17 protein-coding genes are annotated in these 17,273 nt (G+C 63.3%); 5 read left to right on the top strand and 12 right to left on the bottom strand.

What is annotated here, in order from left to right:
• Window positions 1-190: 190 nt before the first annotated feature.
• Window positions 191-646, top strand: a complete 456-nt coding sequence (locus VM99_01260) for a hypothetical protein (GenBank protein ID AKJ96743.1) — start codon at window positions 191-193, stop codon at window positions 644-646.
• Window positions 647-876: 230 nt separating this feature from the next.
• Complete coding sequence (locus VM99_01255) at window positions 877-1,557, top strand: phytanoyl-CoA dioxygenase (protein ID AKK01662.1); 681 nt, start codon at window positions 877-879, stop codon at window positions 1,555-1,557.
• A gap of 46 nt (window positions 1,558-1,603) precedes the next feature.
• Here the strand turns inward: VM99_01255 and VM99_01250 are convergent, their stop codons facing one another.
• Window positions 1,604-2,470, bottom strand: a complete 867-nt coding sequence (locus VM99_01250) for a LysR family transcriptional regulator (GenBank protein ID AKJ96742.1) — start codon at window positions 2,468-2,470, stop codon at window positions 1,604-1,606.
• A 102-nt stretch (window positions 2,471-2,572) separates the two neighbouring features.
• Between VM99_01250 and VM99_01245 the strand changes: the two genes are divergently transcribed.
• The 3 genes from VM99_01245 (at window position 2,573) to VM99_01235 (ending at window position 4,673) form a co-directional block, all read left to right on the top strand.
• Window positions 2,573-3,502, top strand: coding sequence for a transporter (locus tag VM99_01245; protein ID AKJ96741.1), 930 nt, complete (start codon window positions 2,573-2,575; stop codon window positions 3,500-3,502).
• A 194-nt stretch (window positions 3,503-3,696) separates the two neighbouring features.
• Window positions 3,697-4,188, top strand: a complete 492-nt coding sequence (locus tag VM99_01240; protein ID AKJ96740.1) for a hypothetical protein — start codon at window positions 3,697-3,699, stop codon at window positions 4,186-4,188.
• Window positions 4,185-4,673 carry a hypothetical protein gene (locus VM99_01235; protein AKJ96739.1) on the top strand — a complete coding sequence of 163 codons (489 nt, stop codon included), beginning with the start codon at window positions 4,185-4,187 and terminating at the stop codon, window positions 4,671-4,673. Before VM99_01240 ends, VM99_01235 begins: the two co-directional genes overlap by 4 nt.
• Window positions 4,674-4,713: 40 nt before the next feature.
• Here VM99_01235 and VM99_01230 read toward each other — a convergent pair whose 3' ends face one another.
• The 11 genes from VM99_01230 to VM99_01180 form a co-directional block, all read right to left on the bottom strand.
• The gene (locus tag VM99_01230) at window positions 4,714-5,253 is read right to left on the bottom strand and encodes a hypothetical protein (protein ID AKJ96738.1); all 540 of its coding nucleotides are present in this window, start codon (window positions 5,251-5,253) and stop codon (window positions 4,714-4,716) included.
• Window positions 5,254-5,324: 71 nt separating this feature from the next.
• Window positions 5,325-5,963, bottom strand: coding sequence for a Nodulation protein W (locus VM99_01225; GenBank protein ID AKJ96737.1), 639 nt, complete (start codon window positions 5,961-5,963; stop codon window positions 5,325-5,327).
• Window positions 5,950-7,008: an ATPase gene (locus tag VM99_01220; GenBank protein AKJ96736.1), complete on the bottom strand. Its 1,059-nt coding sequence runs from the start codon at window positions 7,006-7,008 to the stop codon at window positions 5,950-5,952. The genes VM99_01225 and VM99_01220 overlap by 14 nt, the downstream gene beginning before the upstream one ends.
• 70 nt (window positions 7,009-7,078) lie before the next feature.
• The gene (locus tag VM99_01215; protein ID AKJ96735.1) at window positions 7,079-8,383 is read right to left on the bottom strand and encodes a nitrate ABC transporter ATP-binding protein; all 1,305 of its coding nucleotides are present in this window, start codon (window positions 8,381-8,383) and stop codon (window positions 7,079-7,081) included.
• Between the two features lie 10 nt (window positions 8,384-8,393).
• Entirely contained in the window at window positions 8,394-10,136 is a 1,743-nt protein-coding gene (locus tag VM99_01210; GenBank protein ID AKJ96734.1) for a sulfonate ABC transporter permease, read from the bottom strand.
• 356 nt (window positions 10,137-10,492) lie between these two features.
• Window positions 10,493-11,566 carry a chemotaxis protein CheY gene (locus VM99_01205; protein AKJ96733.1) on the bottom strand — a complete coding sequence of 358 codons (1,074 nt, stop codon included), beginning with the start codon at window positions 11,564-11,566 and terminating at the stop codon, window positions 10,493-10,495.
• A gap of 2 nt (window positions 11,567-11,568) precedes the next feature.
• Window positions 11,569-12,054: a chemotaxis protein CheD gene (locus tag VM99_01200; GenBank protein AKJ96732.1), complete on the bottom strand. Its 486-nt coding sequence runs from the start codon at window positions 12,052-12,054 to the stop codon at window positions 11,569-11,571.
• Window positions 12,055-12,062: 8 nt separating this feature from the next.
• Window positions 12,063-12,899 carry an SAM-dependent methyltransferase gene (locus VM99_01195; GenBank protein AKJ96731.1) on the bottom strand — a complete coding sequence of 279 codons (837 nt, stop codon included), beginning with the start codon at window positions 12,897-12,899 and terminating at the stop codon, window positions 12,063-12,065.
• Window positions 12,896-13,432 carry a chemotaxis protein CheW gene (locus tag VM99_01190; GenBank protein AKJ96730.1) on the bottom strand — a complete coding sequence of 179 codons (537 nt, stop codon included), beginning with the start codon at window positions 13,430-13,432 and terminating at the stop codon, window positions 12,896-12,898. Before VM99_01190 ends, VM99_01195 begins: the two co-directional genes overlap by 4 nt.
• Before the next feature lie 39 nt (window positions 13,433-13,471).
• Window positions 13,472-15,130, bottom strand: a complete 1,659-nt coding sequence (locus tag VM99_01185) for a chemotaxis protein (GenBank protein AKJ96729.1) — start codon at window positions 15,128-15,130, stop codon at window positions 13,472-13,474.
• A 33-nt stretch (window positions 15,131-15,163) separates the two neighbouring features.
• Window positions 15,164-17,260, bottom strand: a complete 2,097-nt coding sequence (locus VM99_01180) for a chemotaxis protein CheA (GenBank protein AKK01661.1) — start codon at window positions 17,258-17,260, stop codon at window positions 15,164-15,166.
• Window positions 17,261-17,273 lie beyond the last annotated feature (13 nt).

Below are 17,273 nucleotides of genomic sequence, written 5' to 3'. Positions count from 1 at the left end.
TCTTCCAATGTTGCAGCTTTCATCGATACCGTCCTTTTCTAGCGGCCTTGGCTATTGAATCAGCACCTCAATCGAGAAGTGGAACAAACTAACGTCGTGGTAGTCTTCAAGTGTGCCCCCTGGCAACGAACTGTTCTTGGCTGGGTGGCGGCCGGCAACGCTGGAGTCTTTTTTCCATAGGAGGTTTCGAGTGCCCTGGAAGTCAAACCTTGTAGTGCTTGCCCTGTCTGCCGTTGCCTTTTCGGCGCAGGCCCAATCCGATAATCAAGTGGTCGAGGACATGGTGACTCGCTCGGCCAATGTCTGCCCTGGCCACAGCACTGAGCGCACCACGCCCACGGTGAAGGCGGTGCCTGTCGGCGCGTTGCGGGTGATGCTCGATCGCGGCTTGGTCATGTGTCCCGATCGGCGTCTCGATGCCGATGCGCCGGCGGTGTTCTACGGCAGGGTCGGCGTATTCGAATGGAACCCCGAAGTGCCTGCAAGCTCGCAAGTGATCGCCAAGCAGATCGACGCCATGACCCGCAAGGACGAGTACCCCTCGGACACCTTGGTTTGGGACGCAACGGGGACGCCCCTCCAGCAGCGCACGGTGCCGGCTTTCGAACCCAAGCCAGGGGCTGCTGTGCTGTATCAGATACGGTAAGCGCTCTGCATCCACACGCCCGCGGGACGAACCTTTCCAGAGAGAGAGGCAGAATCGGCGTGGCGCAGCACCATCTTGGCTTCCCGGGGACGATTCAGGGCCTGGTGCAAGCGGTGCAAGCCATCAGCCGCGAGTCCATGGCCGGCTGAACTTGGATGTCACGAGGCGAAAAGTCTCGTGTCGGGCTAGCCTGGAGAAGGCCCCCTGAACATAAGGAAATGGGCGTCACCATGACAGACCGCGAACGGCTCCACCTGGATGGCTATGTCCTGCTGCGCCGGGCGATCCCGGCCGAATGGCTGGCAGGCCTGCGCGTCGTGTTCGATGCGGGTGTCCGGCCCTCGGATCAATGGCCGACACCGCGGGGCTGGGACTGGCGGCATTCGCTGCTGGAGGGTGATGCGCAGATTCAGGCGGTGTGCCGCTTGCCGCCGTTGCTGGCAGCGGTGGGCGAAGTGATCGGCGAACGGTTCTTCCTGGCCCAAGTGGAAGGGCGCGAGCCCCTGGCGGGCGGCGGCCACCAGCAGTTGCACCGCGACCTGTCGGCCCAGCGTCCCGGCGACACGGCCGTCGCCCTGGCGTTCTTCGACGACTATGGCCCCGAGAACGGTGCGACACGCCTCGTGCCCGGCAGCCATCGCCCCGACCCGCAAGCCCCCACCTTCGATTTCACTGACGAGTCCCGCTCCGTCCAACTGTCGGGTTTCGCCGGTGACATTCTGGTTTTTGACGCCGAACTGGTTCACGCCGCTAGCCTGAATGTGAACGGTGCGCGTCGTCGCTCCATCCTGATCGGGTACTTTTCAGAGCAGCTCTATGCCTCGCACCTGGAGACCGCCGCGCTGCGCAGCATCCAGATGGACACGAGCGAGCGATTCGAACCTTCCGGGGTTGCCTTGGGCCCGCTGTAGCACGACTTCTGCCCAACGCGGCGGGAAGGCTGTCCGGTCGCTCGGCTCATGGCTCGAATTCCGTTTGCAGCATGGCCAGGAATGCTTCCCTGGCAGGGTGCGGGCCGGCGTTTTCATGCCAATAGAACAGGTTGTCGATGCCCGTCAGTTCGGCGAACTCATACCCGCTCCAGCCGGCGCCCTGACGGTATTGTTCATAGATCCCGCGCGGCACCAGCGAGACGCCGGCACCCGCACTGACACACCCGACGATGGCGCCATAACTGGCGATGCTGACGATGGGTTGCACTTGACCGTGACGCAGCAGCCATTGCTCCAGCGCCAGGCGATAAGGGCAGCCCGAAGGCCACATGAAGATCGCCTTGCCTCGAAGGTCTGCGGCGCTGCGCAACGGTCCGTGGGATTCGGACGCGATCAGCACCAGGTCTTCGCGATACGTCACCACCCGTTTGAGCCCAGGCCGCTCGATGTCGACGGCGACGATCACGCCGTCGAGGCGGTGGTGCTGACTATTATCCAGCAGCTGGGACCAGGTTCCCGTGCTCAGTTCCAGGGACACTTGCGGGTATCGGGCGTGGTATTTCGCCAGCAGTTGCGGCAGGCGCCCGCTGGCGCTGGACTCAATGGCGCCAATGCGCAGCGGCCCGCTCGGCGTACTGTCAGGGCCAACCGCGTGACGCGCCTGTTCCGTCAAGCTCAGGATTTTTTTCGCATAGTCCAGGAACACTTCGCCCGCCGGGCTGATCCGCAGGCCGCGACCTTCACGAAAAAACAACGCGGTGCCCAGTTCCCGCTCCAGCGACTTGAGGCGTGCAGTGATGTTGGACGGTACGCAGTGCAGCACTTCGGCCGCACGGGCAATGCTGCCGGTGTCGCAGACCGTCTTGAGCATGCGCAGTTGGGACAGTTCCATGGCTCACCCAAAGTGAATGATGGATTGAGTTTAAGTCACTTGTGCTGAGGTGGGAGAGGTTTCGATACTCCCAGGCAAATAGGCCCTGTGCAGGAACTCAGGATGCAAACCCGTGGCATGTCGTTCGAAGGCGCCAAGAGCCTGCGCAAACCGAACGTGAAGGTTCTACTGGCGACGCTGTTCGTGATTGTCTGCTGGGCCTATTCACCGATTGGTATCCACATTGGCTTGCAGGCCTACGCGCCCGGTCAACTGGCGTTGATGCGGTTCCTTATCGCTTCGCTGTTCATGGCCCTCATGGCGACGGTGAAGGGGATTGCCCGGCCGCGGCTCAGGGATTTTCCGCTGCTGGCGGTGTTGGGTTTTTTGGCCGTGAGTCTGCACCACATTGCTCTCAATTACGGACAGCGGGGTATCAGTGCCGGTGCGGCCAGCGTGCTGGCTCAATCCACGCCGCTGTTCAGCACGTTACTGGCGCAATGGGTCTTCAAGGAGCGCGTCTGTGGTTGGCGCTGGGGCTGCGTGTTGTGCGGGCTATTGGGCGCCGCCGTGGTGGTCGCGGGGGATCATGGCTGGGGAGCGATGGACGCCCATGGGCTGTTGATCCTGTTGGCGGCGCTGTCCTGGAGCCTGTATTTCTCTTTGCAAAAACGCCACGCCCATCGTTACGACGCATTGACCATGGTGTGCTACACCCTGTGGTCAGGCACCCTCCTGCTGTTCGTGTTTGCACCGGGCTTGGCGGGCGCGGCTCGCCAGGCCTCGGCATCGGTGAACCTGGCGGTGCTGACCCTCGGCGTTTTCCCCAGCGCGCTGGCCTATCTCGCCTGGGCCTATGTGCTGGCGCACAGCAACGTGAGTCGATCAACAATGGCGCTTTACCTGATACCGCCCACCGCGATGTCGATGGCCGCCCTGGTGCTGGCCGAGCGTCCCTCGATAATGGTCATGACAGGAACCGTCATCGTGTTGGTGAGTGTGCTTGCGTTGAATTTCGAGCCGATAACGAAGAAGTCTCCGACAGCTTTTTAGGGTTGGCCCTCGGAAGTGCTCCCCTTACGATCTGACTCTGCCACGGCGCCCCCCTCGGGCATCCGATGCCCAGTCTCTATCGTGAGGACAGTTCGATGCCTGAAACCGTATTCGCCAAGACCGACGAACGGAGTTACCGCGCTTGCGACATTTGGCGTTAACATGGCGACAAATGTCGCAGAAAGGTCAATGCCATGTCCGTAGCCAAGCAAGCAGACGCTTCAATCGTCAAAACCACGGCGAGGGCGAAGAAGGCCAGCAGGAAGCCTACCGAAGTGTTGTTACAGGGCCGCAAGGGGGATGAGCGCTTGTTGATCATCCGCTACGCGCAGGAAGGTTTTTACCTGAGCGACGTCAAGGAGATGCTGTCCACGTCCACGTTGTACCTGGAGCATGATCTGGTTCAGCGCATTACCGGCAAGTCCGTCAGGACCGTCCAGCGCCTGGCGAAGGAGACCCAGCCCATTCGCCTGAACCCGCAGCAGAGCACGGTGGCTTTCCAGTACGCACAGGTCCTGGAACAGGCCATCAATGTCTTTGGCAGCCAGTCGTTGGCGGAGGACTGGTTGAGAAAGCCCTGCAAGTACCTGGACGGCCACGTGCCACTGGAACTGATCGACAACGCGCTGGGCTTCCAGGTGGTGGAGGATTACCTGACCCGGATCGAACACGGGGTTTACCAGTGAATCCTTTGCCCTGGGAGGGGCGATGGCACGCTTGGCGCCTTGATCGCGAGGTCTACAGGCAGACGTGGGACAGCGGCATTGGTGCGCAACGAAGCGGTGGCCGTTGGAACCCGCCCGGACGACGGGTCATCTACGCTTCGGCTGACCCGGCCACGGCCATTCTTGAGGTGGCGGCGCACCTGGGGTTCGATGCCCTGGACACGGTGCCCCATCTGCTGACCTGCTTCGAGGTGCTGGATCCGGCGCTCATCAAAGTGGTCCAGGCCGAAGACGTGCCCAACCCGAACTGGCTGGCTCCGGCTCGACCCTCGCCCAATCAGCAGCAGTTCGCTGACGCGTTGCTGGCGCAGCACCCCTTCGTGCTGATTCCTTCGGCGGTGACCCAGCATTCCTGGAACCTGCTGGTGAGCTGCGACCTGGCGGCGGATCAGTTCAGGCTGGTCTCGCAGGAGCGGTTCGGCCTGGATACTCGCTTGGTCAAGTGAGCACCGGCCCTGTTCGATGGGGAGGACGGTGCGTCCTTGCTCATTTCTTGAGTGGATAATCCTTGCCCCACAACCGCACGGTGGTCATCGCTTCGTTCATGCCTTCGAACACGAACTTCTGCCGCACGGCGGTTTTCGGCGGGATGGTGACTTCGTCCGGGTTGTCCAGGCCAGTGAGTTTGTTGGCGTAACCGGCCTGGTCGATGGCCAGCAGCACACCGGTCTGGCCGAGATTGATCAGGCGCAGCTGGGTGTCGGTGCTGTTCTTGAAACCAAGGGTAATGGTGTAGATGTCTTCGCTGGATTCCAGTTTCAGCACCTCCACCTGGATACGGTCCTTCATCTGCTCGCCAGAGGCAACGATCGCCGCGCCGTCAGTGCCCTGGACCGATTCGCGACCATCGAGCACGCCTTCGCTGACACCGCCCAACAGGTTCTTTCCTGCCGTGATGAACGTCGAGACGGCGGACTTGGTGGAGTCCTTGATGACGCTGTCCGTCGACTCGCCTTCGGCCAGGCACAGCGAGCTGAACAGGAGGCTGGAGACGAGGAGGGTGGCGCGTGACGGTGGAAGGGTCATACCTGGGTCCTTGAGGTGGTCTGCAACGCCCGTGAGCAGGGCGAAAGGCATGATAGCCGCGACAGGTGCGGCTAGCGATCCACGTCCTTGAGTTTTTCCGACATTTTGACCAGGGTTGCCAACGAATCCGCATTCATCTTGCGCATCAGGGCGCCACGCCGCACTTTCACGGTCACCTCGCTCACGCCCAGCCGGGCGGCCACCTGTTTGTTCAAGAGGCCCGATACCACCCACGCCATGACCTCGCGTTCCCCGTCGGTCAGGGTGTCGTGGCGGCGCTTCAATTCGTCCAGGGCCGCCGCGGCCTGGCGTCGTTGCCGGTCACGGTCCAGCCCCTGGGTGATCGCGTCGAGCAGGTCCTGCTCGCGAAAGGGCTTGGTCAGGAACTCCAGCGCGCCAGCCTTCATGGCTTTGACCGACATCGGGATGTCGCCGTGGGCGGTGATGAAGATCACCGGGACCAGGATGTTCAAACGGGCCATGTCTTGCTGGAAATCCAGCCCGCTCACGCCCGGCATGCGCACGTCGAGGACCAGGCAGGCCGGTGCGTCCGGCAACCGGGCTTGCATGAACTCGCGGGCCGAACCAAAGGCCATGCTTGCCAGGCCCACCGAGGCCAGCAGGTCTTGCAGCGAGGCACGCACCGAACTGTCGTCGTCGACGATGTAGACCATCGGTTCGGCGGTGTCGTGGACGTCAGTTCTGCTCATCGGGCTCCCGTGTCACGGCAGGCAAGGTGAAATGAAAGGTCGCGCCCGATTGCGGGTTGCTGGCGACCCAGATCCGTCCGTCATGGGCCTCGATGATGGAGCGACTGATGGCCAGGCCCATCCCCATGCCGTCCGGCTTGGTGCTGTAGAAAGCGTCGAACACCCGTTCGTGGTCGTTGCCGGCGAGGCCCTTGCCCTGGTCGGACACGGAAAAATGCAGTTGACCCGCTTCCAGCCCGGCACGGACATCGAGGGTCCGGCGATCGTCGTCATCGACCTGGCGCAGGGCGTCGATGGCGTTCATTGCCAGGTTCAGGAGCACTTGCTGGATCTGCACCTCGTCCACCAGCATCGGCGGCAGTCCTTCCTGGATCTGCACGCGCAAATGGATGTTCTGCTCATTCAACTCGCCGGCCAACAGCCGCAGCGCGGCGTTCACCGTGTCGGCCACGTTCAACCACTGCTTGGTCGGCGCCTGGTGACGGGCCATGCCGCGCAACCGGGCAATGATGTCACTGGCCCGATGGGTGTCGGCGAGGATGCGTTCCACGGCTTGTCGGGCCTTGGGCAGGTTGGGCGGGTCATTGGCCATCCAGCGCAGGCACGCGCTGCTGCTGTTGGCGACGGCGGCCAGTGGCTGGTTCACTTCGTGGGCGATGGAGGCCGCCAGTTCGCCGAGCATGTTCACGCGGGCAATGTGCGCCAGGTGCGCTCGGGTCCGATGCACGGTGCCGATGGCGGCCGACAGGCGCAGCGCCAGGTAGGTCGTGCCGGCGATGGCCGCGAGGCTGATCAGCACGTTGATCAGGCCGGCTTCCGAGTCACCGAAGCGGGTGTACCGGTAGCTTAAGATCGTCAGCACCATGCAGGCGACCGACACGCCTGCCACCGCTCGCGCCGGCAGGAGCCTCACGGCGATCAGCACCACCACGATCTGGAACACGCCCACCGCGATTTCCAGGTCGGTGACGGTGTCTATCGCGGCGATGCCGAGCGCCAGGCCCAGCAACAGCAGCAAGCGAAGCGTCAGCTGGGTTCTTCTCATTAACGGTTCATCCCACGGTTGTGTCGGCTGCCAAGGCTTCAGTGACGCAGTGTATACCGCCCAAAACGCTTCAGGAGGGGTTGTCCAGGCTGAACTGGTCGGCCACTTCATCGTAGGCGAACAGCTCGGCGTAGCGTCCCCATTGGGTGACACAGTCCAGGGTATGGACGGCGTCGTGCTCGGACATGAAGTCCTCCAACTGGTCACGGAAGCGCCGGGCCGGTGCGGTACGGGTGGGCCGGTCATCCAGCACCCGGCGCACGAGCCCTGCCAGCGGCACATACCGGAGCAGGTGCTGGGCGAACAATTGCTTGCGCTCATCGACGGTCGAGTCTGCATAGCGGTGCCCGGCCGGCAGCAGGGTGATGTGGCCGTCGTGCATGTTGGCGAAGCGCATCAGTTGCAGCACCTCGGCCACCGGGAAAAGATCGCTGGCGTTGTAGCGCAACGCCTTGGCCAGTTCACGCAAATCCGCCTGGCCGTCGTAAGGGTGATCCTGGACCGCCTCCATCAACCCGGCCAACGCGTTGGTGGAAATCGACGGCAGGACCATGCCCACGCCGCTGCCCGCAAACACGTCCCGGCGCGCGGAACCTGTCGCGCCGCCGCCGGCCATTTGCACGTAGATGTGCTCGACCAGCGCCTGGAAGGCCGGGTCGCTGCGGTTGCGTGGTTGGCTGAGGTCCACGTTGATGTGCGTCATCACCCGCCCCGGGTTGGAGGAAAAGATCAGGATCCGATCACACATCAGCACCGCTTCTTCGATGTTGTGGGTGACCATCAGTATCGATTTGATCGGCATGCGCCTTTCTCGCCACAGGTCCAGCAGGTCGGTGCGCAGGGTCTCGGCCGTCAGCACGTCCAGGGCGGAAAACGGCTCGTCCATCAACAGCACATCCGGCGCCACCACCAATGCACGCGCCAGGCCGACGCGCTGGCGCATGCCGCCTGACAGCTCCTTCGGGAAAGCGCTTTCGAACCCGTCGAGGCCAATCAGGTCGATGGCGGCCAGGGCCCGGCGCCGTCGCTCAGGGGCCGCCACGTGCAAGGCTTCGAGGCCGATCTCGACGTTTTGCAACACCGTCAGCCAGGGGAACAGGGCAAAGCTTTGGAACACCATGCGCACCGAACTCGCATCCCCTTGTGCATCCGCCGGGAAGTCGACCACGCCCGCGGTGGGGGCAATCAACCCGGCGATGGCGCGCAGCAAGGTCGACTTCCCGGACCCCGAGCGCCCCAGCAGGCCTACGATCTCCCCTTCGTCCAGGCGCAGGCAGACGTCGTCCAGCACCAGTCGCTCGGCACTGCCTGCCGTACCGTATACGTGCCCCAGTTGCCGCACATCGACGAGGCAACGTTTGTCGATCACATGCATCGCTCTCTCCTCAATCAATTCGAAGCCGGCGTTCGGCGTAGCCGTACAAGGGACGCCACAGCAGCCGGTTGAAGCCCACCACGAACATCGCCATGACCGACACCCCCAGGGCCACGCGCTGCAAATCCCCCGCCGAGGTGGCCAGGGCGATGAACGACCCCAGGCCCGAGGCATACAGGTGCTCATGACCCCAGGACACAGCTTCGGCGACGATGCTGGCGTTCCAGGATCCGCCTGCCGCCGTCAAGGCGCCGGTGACGTAGTAGGGGAATACCCCCGGCAGCGCGACCTGGCGCCACCACTGCCAACCGCGCACCTGGAAGCTGCGCGCCGCTTCCCGCAGGTCGGTCGGCAAGGCGCTGGCGCCGGCGATCACGTTGAACAGGATGTACCACTGCGTGCCCAGGACCATCAGCGGCGACAGCCAGACATTGGGGTTGAGCTTCAGGGCAACAATGGCGACCACCGCGAACGGGAACAGCACGTTGGCCGGGAACGCCGCCAGCAACTGCGCGATGGGCTGCAAGCGCTCGGCCCAGCGCGGGTTCAGGCCGATCCAGACGCCGATGGGCACCCAGACCACGCTGGCAAGCACGATGAGTACGGCGACGCGCAACAGGGTCGCCAGGCCCAGGCCGAAGACCTCAATCACGTCGCCCAGGCCCAGGGTGCTGCCAATGAAGCGCGACAGTTGCACCGCGCCGACCAGGCAAGCGACCGCCACCAGGCTCCTCCAGGCTAGGTCGACCAGGCGGTTGAAGCGGGCGCCGGGGTGGAAGCGGAGGCGGCGGGCAAACCGCGCAAGCCTGTCCAGTGGCAACGCAGCCATGAGGTCTTCCAGCACGAGCAACACCCACGGCACCAGTCGGGTCGCGCGCAGCAGGTCGTAGACCCTGGAGCGTGGGCGTTTTTGCGAGGCGGTCTGTTCGAAGCGAAAGCGGTCCGCCCAGGCGACGATGGGGCGGAAGAACAGCAGGTCATAGAGGATGATCACCACGGCCATGGCGAATACCACCCAGGCGATCGCCACGGTGTTCTTCTGCGCGATCGCCAAGGCCAGCCATGAGCCGATACCCGGCAAGCTGACGGTGGTGTCGCCGACGGTGATGGCTTCGGACGCGACCACGAAAAACCAGCCGCCGGACATGGACATCATCATGTTCCACACCAGGCCAGGCGTGGCGAAAGGCAACTCGAGCCTGACAAAGCGTTGCCAGGGTGAAAGCGCGAACTGCCGGCTGACTTCCTGGAGGTCGTGGGGCACGGTTCTCAGCGACTGATAGACGCTGAACGTCATGTTCCAGACCTGGCTGGTGAAGATGGCAAAGATCGCCGCGCATTCCACGCCTGTTTCCTTGCCCGGAAACAGGCCCATGAAGAACACCACGGTAAAGGTCAGGAAACCCAGCACCGGCACTGACTGAAGGATGTCCAGCGCCGGCAGGATAACGACGGCCGCCTTGCGGCTCTTGGCGGCCAATGTGGCGACGACCAGGGAAAAGACCAGCGAGGCGAAGAGGGCGATGAACATGCGCAGGGTGGTGCGCAAGGTGTAGGCCGGCAGGTGACTCAGGTCCAGGGACAACGGCGATGAAACCAGGGCGCCGAGAGGCTGGTTCATCTGTTCGACGCCATAGAAAATGAACGCCGCCAGCAAGGCGATGAGGCTGAGCAGGGTGACGTCGGCCCACCAGGATGCGTGCTCGTTGTCGTTCAGGGAGGGCAATGCGGGGGCACGGAATGAAGAGCGCATCGAGCACCTCGTTCAGGGTGTCGGTATTGACGTGCGCTGAGGTTAAGGCGGGGCCTGGGCGATGACCACTGAGATTAAGGGCGCGAAACGATACCTTGGTATAGCCGTGGCGAAGGCCTGCGTTCTGATCCGGTTTTTTTGCCGGCAGGTGGCCCTGTCATGCAACGGCAGGCCCACGCCAGAATAGGGCAGGCACGCGGTGCCCAATTCACACGTTCATTGGTTGCAATTCTTTCAGGAGGGCTCATGGCGAAGATGGCGATGTTCTTGGGTGGTTTTTTGGCACTGACCTTGTTGATCGGTGTGCTTGCGACGATTTCGCCGGTGTGAGCCGGCGAGGGTAAGGGCTGCCGTGGCTAGCGGTGCAGGATCACCTGGGCGATATCCTGCAAGCCGATGATGCGCTGGGCGGCGTTGAGCTTGATGGCTTCCTTGGGCATGCCGAAGACCACGCAACTGGCTTCGTCCTGGGCCACGGTGCTGCTGCCGGCGTCGAGCATTTCCTTCAGGCCGCGGGCGCCGTCGTCGCCCATGCCGGTCATGATCACGCCGGTGGCATTGCGTCCGGCGAACTTGGCCACTGAGCGAAACAACACGTCCACCGACGGCCGGTGACGGTTGACCAGCGGGCCGTCCACCACCTGCACGTGATAGAACGCGCCGCTGCGGGTCACCATCATGTGTTTGCCGCCCGGAGCGATCAACGCCAGGCCCGGGTGGATGCGGTCGTTGTTGCGCGCCTCGCGCACTTCGATCTGGCACAGGCTGTTGAGCCGGGCGGCGAACGAAGCGGTGAACTTTTCCGGCATGTGCTGGACGATCACGATGCCCGGGCACACACGAGGCAGGGCGGTGAGCACCGCTTCCAGGGCCTGGGTGCCGCCGGTGGAGGTGCCGAGGGCGACGATGCGCTCGGTGGTCTGCGCCATGGCGTGGCCATTGGCGGCGGGCAGCATGGCGTCGGCCGTGAGTTTGGTGGCGGGCGTCAGTGCGACCGGGGCGGCGCGCTTGCCCAGGTTGCGTACATTGACCTGGGCGGCGGCGCGGATCGCCGCCACCAGTTCCGGTGCCGATTCCAGCAGGAAATTCTTCAGGCCGGTGGTGGGCTTGGTGATGATTTCCACTGCCCCGGCGGCCATCGCCTGCAAGGTGGTTTCCGCGCCCCTGGGGGTCAGGGACGAGCAGATCACCACGGGCGTGGGGCGTTCGCTCATGATTTTCTTGAGGAAGGTGATGCCGTCCATGCGTGGCATTTCCACGTCCAGCACGATCACATCGGGCCACTCACGGGCCAGTTTGTCCATGGCAAAAATCGGGTCGGACGCGGCGCCCATGACGTGGATATCCGGGGTGTCGCTGAGGATCGCCAGCAACACCTGGCGGACCACGGCCGAGTCATCCACCAGCAGTACATTGATCTTTTTTGACATGGTTAATGCCGAGTCCTTATCGGTTGGTGCCTGACCCACACGTCGCCATTGCACAGGTCGAAGATGATGCTTCGGTAGCCGGTGCTGCCCATGTCCTGGGCAATCAGGTCGAGGCGGTAGAGGGCGGTCATTTCCAGGGCGGCGTTGATGTTCAGCCGTGCCACATCACCGTAGGGAATGTGGCGTTGCAGTTCGGGGAACATCTCGCCGCCGCCGAACAGCTTCAGTTGGTAGTCTTCGGGGGCGGTCCGGTAGGCCCGCGCCTGGCGAATGAACAGCTCGATGGCCTCGTCGGCGTACAGGCCGTTGAGGGCCGTGGAGCAGCGTGAGCGGCTGGGCAACATGAAATGGCACATGGCGCCGATTTTGCGTACGGGGTGCCACAGGGTGATTGCCACGCAGGAACCGAGGATCGTGCGCAGCCGGGTCGGGCAGGTGGCGAAGCGGAACTCCCCGGGCGCCAGGTACACCTCCTGCACTTCCCTCATCAAGGCGCTCATGGCTTGCGATAGATCGAGGGGGCCACCAGTTTCAACGCATCGGACACGCCGTTGAGGCTTTCCGAATGGCTGATGATGAAGTAGCCGCCGGGCTTGAGTCGGGGAATCAGGCGGGCGACGACCTTGCTCTTGGTGGCTTGATCGAAATAGATCATGACGTTGCGCAGGAAGATCACGTCGAACTCTCCCAGGTCGGGCAACGTGTCGTTGAGGTTGACCTGGATGAAGTGGACCCGGCTGCGCAACGTCCTGTCGATGAGGAACGTGCCTTGCTGGCTGCCGGTGCCCTTGAGGCAATATTTCACCAGCAGTGGATGGGGCAGGGTGCGTGCCCGTTCCATCGGGTAATGCCCGGAACGGGCCTTGGCCAGTACTTGGCTGCTGATGTCCGAACCGATGACTTCCCAAGGCGTGGTCCCCAGCCCTTCGGCCAGGGTCATCGCCAGGCTGTAGGGTTCTTCTCCCGACGAACTGGCGGCGCTCCACAGGCGGAACGTCTTGCCCGGCGTGGCGTTGGGCAGCACCTGTTGGCGCAGGAAGTCGAAATGCTTGGGCTCGCGGAAGAAGTAGGTTTCGTTGGTGGTGAGCAGGTCCAGCGCCACCTGCAATTCATCGGTGCGCTGGCCGTTCATGATCAGCTTGAAATAGTCGCCGTAGCTGTCCAGCTCATAATGCTTGAGGCGCTTGAACAGGCGCCCGGCGACCAGGGCTTTCTTGGCCTCGGACAGGTTGATGCCAGCGGCCTGGTACAACCAGGACTGGAACTGGCTGAACTCCCGATCGCTGAGGGCCACTGAATTCACGGTGCGTTCCTTGCAACTGTCGACGTTCACGGGGCCTCGACTTCCAGCGCGCTCGGGCTGGCTTCGGCGAGTTGCGACATTTCGTCGATGGACAGCACGCGCCCTACCTCCAGCACGATGACGAACTTGCCATCGACCTTGGCCATGCCGCTGATGAAGTCGGCGCGGATCTTCGCCCCGAAGCTGGGCGGCGGTTCGATCTGCGACGACGGGATTTCCAGGACGGCCGACACCGTGTCCACCAGCAGGCCGATGTCCTGGGCGTGGCCGTCCTCGGTGTTGGCCTCGATGATCACCACGCACGAGCGTCGGGTGATCGTCGAGTTCTGCCGGCTGAACCGCGCCGACAGGTCCACCACCGGCACGACCGCGCCGCGCAGGTTGATCACCCCGCGCACGAAAGCCGGCATCATCGGCACGACCGTGAGGTTGCCGTACTCGATGATTTCCTTGATGCACAGGATGCCGATGGCGAACATCTCCGTGCCGAGCATGAATGTCAGGTACTGCGCTTCTTCCTCGACCGCGGTGGCGGTTTGACGTGTCGTAGCGATGGCGCCCATGCCTGTATCTCCTTTAAGCGAGCTTGTGAAAACCGACCGTCAGAACCGGGTGAATTCGGATTCGTCCGGAGCGCTCGCCATGCTGTAGGCAAAGGCCTTGGGCAGGGCGGGCACGGCGGCGCGCGCCGGTTTGCGACTGGACGGGCCCGGGGTGTTGTCGACTTTCAGCGGCTGGCTGGCCGACTTGGGCGGCGTGTCCAGGGTGAAGAAGCTCATGGCCTGCTGCAGTTGTTCGGCCTGGCTGCTCATCTCCTCGGCGGTGGCGGCCAGCTCTTCGCTGCTGGACGCGTTCTGTTGGGTCACCTGGTTGAGTTGGGTCATGGCGGTGTTGATCTGCGCCACGCCAGCGGCTTGCTCCTCGGAGGCCGCGCTGATTTCCTGCACCAGGTCCGAGGTCTTGTTGATGGACGGGACCATCTCGTTGAGCAAGTGCCCGGCAGTCTCGGCCATGTCGACGCTGCTGGAGGACAGCTCGCCGATTTCCTGGGCCGCCACCTGGCTGCGTTCGGCCAGTTTGCGCACCTCGGCGGCGACGACGGCAAAGCCCTTGCCGTGTTCGCCGGCGCGAGCGGCTTCGATGGCGGCGTTGAGGGCCAGCAGGTTGGTCTGGTAGGCAATGTCGTCGATGATGCTGATGCGCTGGGCGATTTTCTTCATCGCCACCACGGTCTGCTGCACCGAGTCGCCGCCTTCGGTGGCTTCCTTGGCGGCCTTGCTGGCCATGCCATCGGTGACCTTGGCGTTCTCGGTGTTCTGGTTGATGCTGGCGCTCATCTGTTCGATGGACGCGCTGGTTTCCTCGACGCTGGCCGCTTGTTCGCTGGTGGCCTGGCTCATGGATTGGGCCGTGGCACTGACCTCTTCGGAGGCGCTGGCCAGGTTGTCCGCCGCGTTGCGCACTTCACCGATGATATGGGAGAGCTTGCCCACCATGTTCTGCATGGCGTTGAGCACCATGCCGGTTTCGTCCTTGGAGCCGGCTTCGATTTTCGCGTTCAGGTTGCCTTCGGCCAGTTGTTCGGCCACCGATGCGGCTTGCTTCAGGGGGCGGGAAATGATCCGCGAGATGAACAGCGCCAGGCCCAGGCCGGTCAGCAGGGCAGCCGCCAGCACGACAATGATCGACAGGCGCGATTTCTCGAACAGCGCGGTGCCGCGTTCGCTGGCCGCGCCGGCACCGACGTCATTGAGGTCCACCAGTTTCTGCAGGTCGGCGGTCACCAAATCGAAGCGACGCTTGGACTCGCCCCGCAGCAGTGCATGGGCCTGGTCCGACAGGTTCTGCCGGGACAGTGCCATCAGGTCCTTGCTGACCGCCAGGTAAGCGACCCAGTCAGAGCGGGTGGTCTCGAACAGCTGGCGGTCTTCGGCATTGGAGAGCAGTTTTTCGTACGTGGCCAGGCGGCTCTCGAAGGCCTTTTTGGATTCTTCGGCTTCCTGTTCGACGGTGTTGCGTTCCTGCTCGGAATCGGCGGTGATGTGGCGGTTTTCCTTGAGGCGATAGTTCGCCGCATAGAACCGCATGCCCGAGGCGGCGCGCATGGACGGCATCCAGTTGTCGCGGATCTCCTGGGTGGTGCCGTTCACCTCGCCCAACTGGATGATCGAGAACACACCCATGGCAGCGGTCAGGGCCAGCACCATCAGAAATGACGTGATCAGTTTGGTGGCGATTCTAAGATCGTAGAACCATTTCATCGGGAAGTACCTCTCCATGGAATTGCTAAAGCGTCAGCGAGCAGTGGCTTGTTGAAATTGAGTGGTGTAGCGGTTTTCTATCTGGGCGATCTGGGTCAGCAGCGCGGGGATGTCGAGAATCAACGCCACGGCACCGCTGCCCAGGATGGTCGAGCCGCTGATGCCGCGCAGGGCGCCGAACAGCTTGCCCAAGGGCTTGATGACGGTCTGGAATTCACCCAGCAGGTCATCCACCACCAGCCCGGCCTTGAGTTCGGCGTAGCGCACCACCACCACGTTCTGCCGGCGCGAAGCCGGGCCTTCGTGGTTGAAGTGGTCGCGCAGGTAGACCAGCGGCAGGACTTCACCGCGCAGGTCCAGGTAACCCTGCTCGCGGCTGGCGATCCCGTCGTCCTCGCTCAGTTCGACGCACTCCTGGACCATGTCCAGCGGGATGACGTAGGTGGACTGGTCGATGCCCACCAGAAAGCCGTTGATGATTGCCAGGGTCAGCGGCAGGCGGATGCGCACCACGGTGCCTTGGCCTGGCTGGCTGTCCAGGTCGACGGTGCCGCGCAGCAGGGTGATGTTGCGCTTGACCACGTCCATGCCCACGCCCCGTCCCGACAGGCTGGTAACGGCCTGGGCGGTGGAGAAGCCCGGTTCGAAGATCAGGTTGTAGATCTCCTGGTCGGTGGGGTTGGCGCCGGGGGACACCAGCCCGCGTTCCTGGGCTTTTTCCAGGATTCGGTCGCGGTTCAGGCCTGCACCGTCGTCGGCGATTTCCAGCACGATGTTGCCCGAGTCGTGGTAGGCGTTGAGGTGCAAGTGCCCCTTGGCCGGCTTGCCGGCCGCCAGCCGCGCCTCGGCGGTTTCGATGCCGTGGTCCATGGCGTTGCGCAACAGGTGCATGAGCGGGTCGCCGATCTTTTCCACCACGGTCTTGTCCAGCTCGGTTTCGGCGCCGTTGATGATCAGGTCGATGTCCTTGCCCAGTTCCTGGCTGACGTCGCGCACCACCCGGCGGAAGCGGTTGAAGGTCTCGCCAATGGGGATCATGCGCAGGCGCAGGGCACCGTCGAGGATCTCCTCCACCAGGGCGGACACGCTGGAGGTGGACTCCTGCAACGGCGCGTTATGGCAGGTGCGCGCCAGCAGGCTTGCGCCGGCGCTGGCGATGACCAGTTCGCCCACCAGGTTGATCAACTCGTCCAGCTTGTCGGCGTTGACCCGCACATAGGCGCCGTCCTTGGCCTTGTTGTCGGTTGTCGTCGGTTGTTTGTCGAGGGCGACCCGGGAGGCCGTCCGCGGGGTTTTGCGCTGGTCCGGCAACAGCTCGCCGGTGGTGACCAGCGCGGTGTTTTCCTCGGGCTGTTCCGGCTGGGTGGTGACCAGGCCGGTATTCGCCGCAGGCGCGGCATCCTCAAGGGCGATGATTTCGATGACGCAATCTTCGCGGACAAAATCGAAGACTTCGTTGATCGCCTGATGGCTGGCCGCCGAGCTGAACTCGATGTCGAAGCCCAGGTAGCAGGATTCGGCGTCCCAGGCTTCGATGGCGGGCAGGGCGTCCGTCAGGGTGCTGAGGTCGACGACTTCACCGAGGGTTTGCAGATAACGCAGGAACGACAGCGGGTCCATGCCATTGCGAAATACCTCCTGGCCGAAGCGCAGGGAAATGTGCCAGAGGCGCAGTTCGCCGGGGGCGTGCGCGGCGCTGCTGCTGGCTGCCGTGGGTGTGTCGGTGGAGGGAGGCGCCTGGTATTCCTGCAGCACCTGGCACAGCTCCATCTCGCGTTTCAACGCTGGGGGCGTCAGTGTCCCGCCCTGGTTGGCCACCACGTTGATCAGCTCCAGCATGTGATCGCTGGACTTGAGCAACACGGCGATCAGGCCGGTGTCCACCTCGACGCTGCCATTGCGCAGGCGATCGAGCACGTCTTCGACGATGTGGGTGAAGCTGACGATCGGTTCCAGGCCAAACAGCCCGGCCGAGCCCTTGATGGTGTGGGCTGCGCGAAAGATCGCGCCGATGGCGTCATCGTCGCCCGGGTTGGTTTCCAGTTGCAGCAACGACTCTTCCATCGCCTGCAACTGTTCCCGTGCCTCGACGATGAAGGTCTGTTGTGCCTGATCGAGATTGATGCTCACGCTCATATCCTTT

The sequence above is a fragment of the Pseudomonas chlororaphis genome (assembly GCA_001023535.1).
Lineage (GTDB): Bacteria > Pseudomonadota > Gammaproteobacteria > Pseudomonadales > Pseudomonadaceae > Aquipseudomonas > Aquipseudomonas chlororaphis_E.
The sequence above is the reverse complement of the archived record's forward strand: the minus strand, read 5'-3'. Positions and strand labels throughout refer to the sequence as shown.

Bases quoted from the DNA above. Each gene is read 5' to 3' on its own strand.
- VM99_01255 (AKK01662.1), top strand. From the start codon at position 877: ATGACAGACCGCGAACGGCTCCACCTGGATGGCTATGTCCTGCTGCGC.
- VM99_01205 (AKJ96733.1), bottom strand. From the start codon at position 11,566: ATGTCAAAAAAGATCAATGTACTGCTGGTGGATGACTCGGCCGTGGTC.
- VM99_01190 (AKJ96730.1), bottom strand. From the start codon at position 13,432: ATGGGCGCCATCGCTACGACACGTCAAACCGCCACCGCGGTCGAGGAA.
- VM99_01245 (AKJ96741.1), top strand. From the start codon at position 2,573: ATGCAAACCCGTGGCATGTCGTTCGAAGGCGCCAAGAGCCTGCGCAAA.
- VM99_01225 (AKJ96737.1), bottom strand. From the start codon at position 5,963: ATGAGCAGAACTGACGTCCACGACACCGCCGAACCGATGGTCTACATC.
- VM99_01230 (AKJ96738.1), bottom strand. From the start codon at position 5,253: ATGACCCTTCCACCGTCACGCGCCACCCTCCTCGTCTCCAGCCTCCTG.
- VM99_01185 (AKJ96729.1), bottom strand. From the start codon at position 15,130: ATGAAATGGTTCTACGATCTTAGAATCGCCACCAAACTGATCACGTCA.
- VM99_01200 (AKJ96732.1), bottom strand. From the start codon at position 12,054: ATGAGGGAAGTGCAGGAGGTGTACCTGGCGCCCGGGGAGTTCCGCTTC.
- VM99_01210 (AKJ96734.1), bottom strand. From the start codon at position 10,136: ATGCGCTCTTCATTCCGTGCCCCCGCATTGCCCTCCCTGAACGACAAC.
- VM99_01240 (AKJ96740.1), top strand. From the start codon at position 3,697: ATGTCCGTAGCCAAGCAAGCAGACGCTTCAATCGTCAAAACCACGGCG.
- VM99_01220 (AKJ96736.1), bottom strand. From the start codon at position 7,008: ATGAGAAGAACCCAGCTGACGCTTCGCTTGCTGCTGTTGCTGGGCCTG.
- VM99_01250 (AKJ96742.1), bottom strand. From the start codon at position 2,470: ATGGAACTGTCCCAACTGCGCATGCTCAAGACGGTCTGCGACACCGGC.
- VM99_01215 (AKJ96735.1), bottom strand. From the start codon at position 8,383: ATGCATGTGATCGACAAACGTTGCCTCGTCGATGTGCGGCAACTGGGG.